This is a genomic window from Apilactobacillus pseudapinorum, assembly GCF_040369555.1.
Taxonomy (GTDB): domain Bacteria; phylum Bacillota; class Bacilli; order Lactobacillales; family Lactobacillaceae; genus Apilactobacillus.
This window is the reverse complement of the sequence record NZ_BAABVU010000018.1, coordinates 61,373-70,856: the sequence shown is the minus strand read 5'-3', so window position 1 is coordinate 70,856 and position 9,484 is coordinate 61,373. Positions and strand designations below refer to the sequence as shown.

The window sequence follows — 9,484 nt, the reverse complement described above, 5'->3', positions numbered from 1 at the left end:
TGTTTTAGCTCCTAACGTGGTTTAATAGTGACTTAAATAGTTTTAATCCATCAGTACCACCCAGAATACTTTCGACCGCACGTTCTGGATGTGGCATCATCCCTAAAACGTTACCTTGTTCATTCACAACACCGGCGATGTTGTCGCAACTACCATTAGGGTTGTCTTCATAGGTAAATACAATTTGGTTATTGGCTTTTAATTGGGCTAACGTTTCGTCGTCACAGTAGTAGTTACCTTCCCCGTGAGCAATTGGAATATCGATGACTTCGCCTTCGTCGTAGCCATCACTAAACATGGTGTCGTTATTTTGGACTCTTAATTTTGACCAGTCAGAAATAAATTCCATACTAGTGTTGTGTTGAAGTGATCCAGGTAATAGGTTCGCTTCAGTTAAAATTTGAAATCCGTTACAAACACCTAAAACTGGTTTGCCATCTTCTGCCATTTGTTTGACTGATTCCATTACTGGGGCGAAACGGGCTACCGCACCACTTCTTAGGTAGTCGCCATATGAGAAACCACCTGGAATCATGACACCATCGTAACCATCTAAGTTAGTGGAGTCTGAAGGTACTAAATCAACGTCTTCGCCTAGAGAATCGCTAATGGCGTAATACATATCCATGTCACAGTTAGATCCTGGAAAACTAATTACTGCAAATTTCATTTCGCCACTTCCTTTAATTTGTATTCAAAAGCTTCCATGTTGTGGTTAACTAATAAATCTTTACAAATTGATTCAACGACTTCTTTAGCCGCTTCTTTAGAGTCGGCTTCAATATTAGCTTCAAAGTATTTACCTTGAGTAATTGATGAAACTTGTGAGTAGCTTAGGCGGTGGAGTGCATTTAAGACTGCTTCACCTTGTGGATCTAAAATTGAGTCTTTGTGATGAACATAAATTTGAACTTCAAACATTTTAAATATCCTCCCTAAATGGCCTTTTGTAGACGGTGTAAAATTTCAAGATAACCTGGCATCATATCACCAGTTTGTTTTCTGAAAACATCCTTATCTAATGATTCGTTAGTGTCTTTATCCAATAGACGACATGAGTCTGGCGAAATTTCATCAGCTAAAATGATTTCACCATCCGTGTTAATACCGAATTCTAGTTTGAAATCAACTAAGGTAACATTCATCTTGTTAAATAGGTCAGTTAAAACTTGGTTAACTTTTAAACCAGCTGCTTCTAATTGTTCTAGCTTTTCAGCTGATAGTAGATCTAAACCAACTGCATCTGACTTAGTTACGATGGGGTCGTGTAAGTCATTGTCTTTATAAAAAAATTCGACAACTGGTTGTTTCAATGTTTGAAGATAATCAGTGCCGAATCTTTTTTGGAAATGACCAGCAGCAAAGTTTCTTACGACAACTTCTAGCGGAATCATTTCAACTTTTTTATTTAATTGAGATGTTTCACTTACTTGTTCGATAAAGTGCGTAGCAACACCGTTTTGGTTTAGGTAACCAAAAATCAAACTAGAAATTTGGTTGTTTACTGCACCTTTATTATCGATTAATTCATTACGCAAACCATCCCCTGCTGTGGTGTGGTCAGTATAATGCGCACGCAATACATTATCATTTTCAGTGGTGTAAAGTTCTTTAGTTTTACCTGATGTAACTAATGTAGTCATCTTAATGCTCCTTATTTAAATAAATTTACTTCGTCTAATAATCGATCTATGTCTGAACCCACAACTGTAATATGTCCCATCTTTCTTTGTGGTTTGATGGCTACCTTACCATAATCATGGAAATTCCAATTAGGGTGATTGAATAGTGCTTGTCTACCAGTGGTTAGGTCATCCCCTAACAAATTCACCATGACGGCGGAATTGATTAGTGATACTTCTGGTAGGGTTAAATTACAAATGCTTAATATGTGGGCTTTAAATTGCGAAATACTGCAGGCCTCAATTGAATAGTGTCCAGAGTTATGTGGTCTTGGTGCTAATTCATTTACTAGTAGCTTTCCGTCAGCCATTTGGAAAAATTCAATCCCTAAAACGCCCATTAAATCTAATTCTTGCGCAATTTTAGTTGCGATATTTTTCGCATTTACATGAACAGATTCATCGGTTCTGGCTGGAATAATACTAGTGTGTAAAATATGATTTTTATGGATATTTTCACTGAGTGGAAAAACTGTCACTTTACCGGTGATATCTCGTCCGACCATAATAGAAACTTCTTTTACAAAAGATTGTTTCTTTTCATATATCCATTGAACTGAATTTAACTGATTAGCAGCCGAATTCATGTCAGATTCGTTATTAATATCAAACTGTCCATGACCATCGTATCCGCCTTCAGCCGTTTTTAAAATCGCTGGAGTGCCAATCGTTCTATATGCATTCATTAAGTCTGCTTGGTTATTAACTTCAGCAAATTCAGTCACGGGTGCACCAATTTGTTTTAAGAATCTCTTTTCTGTAATTCGATTACTAGTAATCGTTAATTCGCTTATGGGTTGTGGTATGTAGGTCATGTCGTCAACTTGTTGCATGGCATCTTGATCAACATTTTCGAACTCGTAAGTTATTACATCAGATTTTTGCGCTAATTCTTTCATTGCATCCAAATCATCATAATCAGCAATAATTTGAAAATCGGCAACTTGAGCAGCGGGGGCATCTTCAGTTGGGTCTAATACCCCAACCTTATATCCCATCTCTTTGGCCACTAATGCCATCATCTGACCTAGTTGGCCACCGCCTAAGATTCCGATAGTGGATGGAGGTAAAATTGGTTGATTATAGTTGCTCATTGCTCTCGATTGCCCCCTTACTTTGTCTTTCACGGAAATCCTCAAGATTGTTCGCAATTTCGGCATCATTCAATGCTAAGATTTGTGCTGCTAATAATGCTGCATTTTTAGCGCCGGCATCACCGATTGCGACCGTTGCTACTGGAACTCCAGCAGGCATTTGTACGATTGATAGTAATGAATCCATTCCATTCAATGTACTGGTCTTAATTGGAATTCCAATTACCGGTAGCGTAGTATTTGCCGCTAACATCCCGGGTAAATGAGCCGCGCCTCCCGCCGCTGCAATGATCACACGGTAATGTTCGTTTTTTGCGGAACGACCAAATGCTTGTAATTCACTGGGCATGCGATGAGCGGAGATAACTTGCTTATCATAACTAATCTTTAGCTCATTCAAAATGTCCAATGTACCCTGTATTTTAGGGTAATCAGAGATAGATCCCATCACAACTGCTACATCCATTTATCTAAACTCCCCTCTTAATCGTTAAATTTATAATAACAACAGATTTTGCTTTCGTCAACACTAAATACGAACAATATTATATTTAAGTTATATATAGTTCGTAAAATTAACGATTTGGGTACAAAAAAAGACCAATTTTCTCATGATTGGTCTTTTTTGTTAATTATTTGAATTCTGGAAATGTTTGATAAATTAATTTGTACATTCTAGATTGATCATATGCTTCGTATCGATCGTTTAGCGTTACGATAATTACTCGATTCTTACCAGGAAGTTGACTAGTACTTACTAGACAGTTTCCAGCTAGTGGTGTGTATCCAGTTTTTAAACCGTCAACAAAGATAGAAGGAACGTATCTTAATCCACCTTGTAACAATTCATTCGTGTTTCGCATGGTTTGACCACTTTGGTAGTAACGATAGTATTTTGCATCGTTAACTACGGCCGGATATAGTTTTAGTAGTTGTGAAGCAATTACCGATAATGCTTTCGCTGAGACACGGTTATAGTCGTAATGGCCACCGTAGCGGATGTAGTATGGATATAAGTCATAGTTTTCTAGACCTGATGATGATACAAAACGGGCTTCATTTCCAATGCCAAAAGCTTGCGCTTGTTGGTTCATTAGACGAATAAAGTTATTGTTAGTACCCGCTACCCATTGTCCTAATGCAATCGCAGCACTATTAGAAGAAGCAATTAAAGTTGCTCGATATAAGTTTCTAACCGTATAACTGTGGTTAGCTTTCAACACGTAACTACCTAATGATTTATTACGACTCATCTTAGCTAAACTCTTAGAGATTTTAACTTTTTGATTCCAACCATTAGTGTTTTGCGCTTTTTGCACCGCTAGATATAATGTCATCAACTTCGCAGTGGAAGCCACCGCACGTTTAGTATCAGCATTCTTCTGGTAATAAACTTGGTTAGTATCCATATTCATAACGTAAGTGGCACTACTATGTTTATTATATTTGGCCATTTGGCTATTATAATCAGCACTAGCACTAACAGAAGCTACAGATGATCCCAATGTCACTACAGCAATTAATACCATCATTGCATTTCTTACTTTTTTTATCATATTATCAATTTGCACCCCATTAAAAATCTTAGTAAATACTATTCTACTATGATTTACGGGCGTTTAACGTTACAAATTATTACGTTTATGTTATCAAATGTAAAAAACCACCTGAAATTCAGGTGGTTTTTTGTAACTATTTAATTGCTGAACGAACAGCGTCTTTTTGAGCTTCAACTAATGCAACTGTTCCTTCAATTGCACTAGTATCCATCTTAATTTCTCTAGTTAATCCTGGAGTGTCTAGTTTTGGTTCAAAGAAAGCTTTGAATTCATCTAAGCGTTCTTGAGTGTGGAAAATGTTAGAAATAACAGTAATGAAAGTAGCGAATTCCATGTCACCACCAACAGTATCTTCTAACCATTGCCATTCATCTCTAATCCAGTCCCATGCAAATTGTTGGCCAGCTGGGTTTCTTAGTACTCCAGCGAACCATGCACGTAAATCTTGTGGCTTAACAACTGAACTATCTTCGAAGTTCGCAACTAGTTTACCAACTAGTTTAGCGTCCTTAGATGATGTTACAGCGGCACAAATATCTGATTTGAAACTAGGGTCTGTGCTTTGCTTGTATTCTTCGATTAATGCATCGAATGATTCAGCATTAGCATAGTTCTTCATTTCATTAGATAGAATGTAAACACGTGTATCAGCAGGTAGTGAGATTAAGTTATCTTGGTGATCCAAGTAAATCGCATGTGCTGCTTCTTGGAAGTCTGGATTGTCAGCGTATAAAGCTGCCCCTAAGATGTATGGACGACTTAACTTATCATTGTTGTCTTCACCATCAACACTAACTAAACCTAAACGATTTAATTGAGCATCACTTAGTTGACGAACAAATTGTTTCAAGTTGTCTGAATCTTGACTACCAGGTTCTACGAACTTCTTCAATGCAGCAACGATAGTGTAAACAGCATCGTTAACCACATTTGATTTGCTGTCAGCAAATTGTTTTAAGACTGGGACTACTTCAGCGTAAGAAACCTGCTTAGCTTCTGATAGTAAACGGAAGTCTTGTAGTAATTGCATCTTTGCAGTTGCATCTAATTGATCAACGTCAGATAAGATGTCATTTTGTAATGTTTCATCATATTTAACGATAAAGTGAGAATTGTTACCAACGTTAATTCTGAATGGTTTACCATTTGAACTACGTAGTTCTTCGTAATCGCCTAAGTCAATTGATTCTTCACTGAAGATTTCAGGAGCTTGATCGTAGTTAGCGTTTAAAGGAATTTGCCAACGACGGCCTTCATCCTTACCGGCACCTGTAAAGAATTGAGTTTGTGATAATTTCAAGCGACCATCTTCAACGAAGGCACTTACTACTGGATAACCCGGTTGTTCTAGCCATGATTCCATAATCTTACCTAAATCAATGTTAGAAGCTTTACCTAAAGCATCCCATAGGTCACTACCCTTAGCATTATTGTACTTGTGAGCTTCAAAGTAGTTCTTTAGACCTTCACGCAATGCATCGTCACCGATTAAAGCACGAACCATCACTAACATTCTGGCACCCTTAGCGTAAACGATGGCACCATCAAATAATGCATCAATTTCAGCTGGATGGTTAACTTGAACGTGAACTGATTGAACGCCATCAACGGCATCACGTTTTAATGCTGCAGGAACATCAGTAGTTTGGAATACTTCCCAAATGTTCCATGAAGGTTCAATTGCATCAATAGCAACGTATTCCATCATGTTGGCAAAACTTTCGTTTAACCATAGGTCATCCCACCATCTCATGGTTACTAAGTCACCGAACCATTGGTGAGCTAGTTCGTGAGCAATCACAGTTGCAACTCTTTGTTTAACTTCAAATGAAGTGTTGTCAGGATCAACTAATAGGTATGCTTCACGGTAAGTAACTAGTCCCCAGTTTTCCATCGCACCGGCAGAAAAGTCAGGTAGCGCTAATTGCCATGAATGTGGAAGTGGATATGGAGTTTGGTAGAAGTCTTCGAAGAATTCAATTGAACGTTTAGCAATATCTAACGCAAAATCTAATTCTTTAGCAGCATGTGCTTTAGTACCGAAGACACCAACTTTTACGCCACTCTTAGTTTCAGTCATCTTGCTTTGCATATCACCAAAGGCAAATGCAACTAAGTAAGTTGACATCTTAACAGTTTCATCAAAATAGTGAACGCCGTCTTCAACCTTAGTTTCAGGCATGTTAGCAATCGCAGTTTCACCTGGTTGTTCATCAAATTTTAATGCTAAATTAAATTTAGCTTTAGCTTCTGGTTCATCAATACATGGGAACGCTTGACGCGCAAAGTTAGTTTCAAATTGAGTTCCCACTAATTGTTTTTGTTCACCGTCAACTTGGTAGTATGAAGGGTAAATCCCCATCATAGTATCAGTTAGTTTTGCTGAATATTCGATTGAAACAGCAACTTCTCCGGTGTGATCTAATTCAACATTGATAACTTCATTGGCGTTATCAACATCAAATTTAACAGGAGTTCCATCAACTGTTACCGCAGTAACATCAAAATCCTTTTCATGAATCCCGATTGATTTTTCACTTGCAGTTCCATAAATAGTAGTTTTACCACTAAATTTCTTTTCGCTACGACTAACATCTAAAAAGATGTCGTAGTGATCTGGTTGAAAGCAATTGAATAATCTTACTAAATCAGCCATTGTAACACTCCTCTTCTTATCATCATTTTCTCATTAGTTTTTAATTGTACGCTATTTGAGAATCAATTTCCACATATATATTGTAGTCGAATAAAAAAATTTTGCATTCTTTTGGTCTTAATAAGTAGAAGTTGGATTATATGTTAAGTGAATTAGTTAGTTAGATACTATTTTTAGCGTAGATTGTTACTCAGAATAAATAATTTAAACTTTCAATCCATCGTAAATTTAATAACTTTATAAAATCTTTAACGTCTTCATAAAAAGTTAAGCTTATAAATGTAGTAATAGCGGTATCTTAGGATTACAATTTAGTCATAAATTAATTTACAAGAAGGAAAAAAATATGAAAAATTCTTTAAAAAAAGCTATATTATTTTCAACTTTAGCATTTGGGACATTAGAAGTTACTTCAGTGGCATCGAACAATATTCAACCGATTGCACATGCGGACACAACTCAAACAGCCAGCAATCAAGCAAGCAATGCAGTTTCCAGTCAATTTAGCGATCCTGGCATGCAGGCTGCTATCCTAACATCTGCTCAAAAACAATATGGAAGCGATATCAAATCAATTAATGACATTACACAATCTGACTTAGATAATCTAACATCCCTATCTTATCCATCATGGTATAAACAAATAACTATTTCGTCATTTAATAACATTGATAAATTGACTAATTTAAAATCAATAAATTTAATCAATGTAAAATTTGATGCAAACATAAATTTATTACCTATTAAAAAATTATCTAATTTGGAATCACTTACAGTTGAAAACGCTGGTATTACCAGTCAAATGATTAATGCACTTTCCGGATATAGTAATCCAAATTTAAAAAACATTGATTTATCTAACAATAATATTCAAGACGTTAATTTTATGAAAAGCATTTCCATCCCTAACGTTATTAAAGTAAATATATCCGCAAATAATATTTCTGATTTCAGTGCGATTGCCGGTCTAAACTGGCCTAACTTAAACGAATTAAATGCATCATATAACCAAATATCTGATATTTCTCCAATTGCTAAAGTTAACTGGCCTAACCTAACCATTTTAAACGCGTCTAATAATTTAATTTCTGACGTTTCTCCAATCGCCCAAGTAAATTGGCCTAAATTGAGTAATGTAAACGTATCTAATAATCAAATATCTGATATCTCAGTAATAAAAAATACTAATTGGCCAGAAATTAACACGATCAATGTTTCTAACAATAACATATCCGATATCAATCCAATTTCAAGTGCAAAATGGACAAAACTAACCAGCATTTATGCTGATAATAATCATATTAAAAATATTGATAACTTCGCTAATACTGATTGGGTTAGTCTTAAAACTATTTCTGTTAATAATAATAATATTGGAGATATAAGTTCCATGAAGGGTACTTATAATCATTTTTCTAACTTAACACAATTCTATGTTGATAATAATCAAATAAGTGACCTTTCATTTATGCAAGGATTTAAATTTGACAACGGATCTGCTCTAAATCAAAACATCGTAAAAACCGTTAATAACATTAATAAACCACAAAAGGGGCAAACAATATCTATTCCAGTTAGTTTAGTAGATTTAGATTTAAGTAATAATAATGTCGGACAAGCCTTAACTAATCCTCAAAAACAATATCTTTTAATATCAGGATTACATGATTCAGGAATGTTTACTATAATTGGTAAAGATGGTAAACAGTATTATCAAAATGACGATGATACTTCAAATGGTATTGATCACATTGAATTTAAATATAACGGTGGAGAACTACCTAACTCCGTTAGTTTTAACTTCACAAGTGGACTAGGTATAACTGATAGTATTTTCTCAGGAAGCTACAACATTATTTTAAATTGGAAAGATAATCTAACTAACACTACTCAACCAAATATCGTCACAAATACAACCACAAACGTCAATGATAATGGCTCTATTATTGATTCTCACAGCAACAATGCTGGTAAAGCAACTGTCACTTACGGCAAGGTTATTGCTACTCGTGGTTTAAACCTATACAAAAAGAATGCTTTCACTAAGAAAAACAAAATCAAGAGTTTTAAGAAAGCATATGGAACTAAAAGACCACTATTCAAGGTTCTAAAGAAAGTTACTTCATCAGTAAACACTCCTAGATATTACGTAGTTCAAATCGACCCAAGAACTAATAAAGAAATTAAGGGTAGTCGTGGATACATTACTGCAAAGGGCAACTATGTTACTCCTCTTTACTACTCAAATAGTGTTAAATCAGTTAAAGTATTAAGCAAAACTGTCACTGCTTACAAGAAAGTAAACTTAAAAGACGCTGCCAAGAAATACAAACGTGGTACAGTTTTAAAAGTTAAATCAATCAAAGAATACGGTAATGCTTACGCACTACAACTTCAAAATGGTCAATTCGTTACTGCCAACAAATACTTTGTTGTTAAAGTTAAATAATCTGTTAATAAAAAGCACTCACTAAAAGTGAGTGCTTTTTTTCT

8 protein-coding genes are annotated in these 9,484 nt (G+C 35.4%); 1 reads left to right on the top strand and 7 read right to left on the bottom strand.

Going from position 1 to position 9,484, the window contains the following annotated elements; translation table 11 throughout:
• Positions 1-4: 4 nt before the first annotated feature.
• The 7 genes from purQ to ABWU86_RS03555 form a co-directional block, all read right to left on the bottom strand.
• On the bottom strand, positions 5-670 hold the full coding sequence (gene purQ, locus ABWU86_RS03585; RefSeq protein WP_353321452.1) for a phosphoribosylformylglycinamidine synthase subunit PurQ: 666 nt from the start codon (positions 668-670) through the stop codon (positions 5-7).
• Positions 667-921, bottom strand: a complete 255-nt coding sequence (gene purS, locus ABWU86_RS03580; RefSeq protein WP_293793799.1) for a phosphoribosylformylglycinamidine synthase subunit PurS — start codon at positions 919-921, stop codon at positions 667-669. The genes purQ and purS overlap by 4 nt, the downstream gene beginning before the upstream one ends.
• A 14-nt stretch (positions 922-935) precedes the next feature.
• Entirely contained in the window at positions 936-1,643 is a 708-nt protein-coding gene (gene purC / locus ABWU86_RS03575) for a phosphoribosylaminoimidazolesuccinocarboxamide synthase (RefSeq protein WP_293793800.1), read from the bottom strand.
• 11 nt (positions 1,644-1,654) lie between these two features.
• Complete coding sequence (gene purK, locus ABWU86_RS03570; protein WP_293793802.1) at positions 1,655-2,776, bottom strand: 5-(carboxyamino)imidazole ribonucleotide synthase; 1,122 nt, start codon at positions 2,774-2,776, stop codon at positions 1,655-1,657.
• A complete protein-coding gene (gene purE, locus ABWU86_RS03565) occupies positions 2,763-3,242 on the bottom strand; it encodes a 5-(carboxyamino)imidazole ribonucleotide mutase (protein ID WP_353321449.1) in 480 nt (159 codons plus the stop codon). Before purE ends, purK begins: the two co-directional genes overlap by 14 nt.
• A 166-nt stretch (positions 3,243-3,408) precedes the next feature.
• Positions 3,409-4,332 carry a D-alanyl-D-alanine carboxypeptidase family protein gene (locus ABWU86_RS03560; protein ID WP_353321447.1) on the bottom strand — a complete coding sequence of 308 codons (924 nt, stop codon included), beginning with the start codon at positions 4,330-4,332 and terminating at the stop codon, positions 3,409-3,411.
• 136 nt (positions 4,333-4,468) lie between these two features.
• On the bottom strand, positions 4,469-6,991 hold the full coding sequence (locus ABWU86_RS03555; RefSeq protein ID WP_353321445.1) for a M1 family metallopeptidase: 2,523 nt from the start codon (positions 6,989-6,991) through the stop codon (positions 4,469-4,471).
• Between the two features lie 346 nt (positions 6,992-7,337).
• Here ABWU86_RS03555 and ABWU86_RS03550 point away from each other — a divergent pair, with 346 nt between their 5' ends.
• The gene (locus tag ABWU86_RS03550) at positions 7,338-9,440 is read left to right on the top strand and encodes a leucine-rich repeat domain-containing protein (protein ID WP_353321443.1); all 2,103 of its coding nucleotides are present in this window, start codon (positions 7,338-7,340) and stop codon (positions 9,438-9,440) included.
• Positions 9,441-9,484 lie beyond the last annotated feature (44 nt).

What these genes read in the sequence shown, in the direction of transcription:
- ABWU86_RS03560 (WP_353321447.1), bottom strand. Translation starts at nt 4,332, where the DNA reads ATGATAAAAAAAGTAAGAAATGCAATGATGGTATTAATTGCTGTAGTG.
- purK (WP_293793802.1), bottom strand. Translation starts at nt 2,776, where the DNA reads ATGAGCAACTATAATCAACCAATTTTACCTCCATCCACTATCGGAATC.
- ABWU86_RS03555 (WP_353321445.1), bottom strand. Translation starts at nt 6,991, where the DNA reads ATGGCTGATTTAGTAAGATTATTCAATTGCTTTCAACCAGATCACTAC.
- purC (WP_293793800.1), bottom strand. Translation starts at nt 1,643, where the DNA reads ATGACTACATTAGTTACATCAGGTAAAACTAAAGAACTTTACACCACT.
- purQ (WP_353321452.1), bottom strand. Translation starts at nt 670, where the DNA reads ATGAAATTTGCAGTAATTAGTTTTCCAGGATCTAACTGTGACATGGAT.
- purE (WP_353321449.1), bottom strand. Translation starts at nt 3,242, where the DNA reads ATGGATGTAGCAGTTGTGATGGGATCTATCTCTGATTACCCTAAAATA.
- purS (WP_293793799.1), bottom strand. Translation starts at nt 921, where the DNA reads ATGTTTGAAGTTCAAATTTATGTTCATCACAAAGACTCAATTTTAGAT.
- ABWU86_RS03550 (WP_353321443.1), top strand. Translation starts at nt 7,338, where the DNA reads ATGAAAAATTCTTTAAAAAAAGCTATATTATTTTCAACTTTAGCATTT.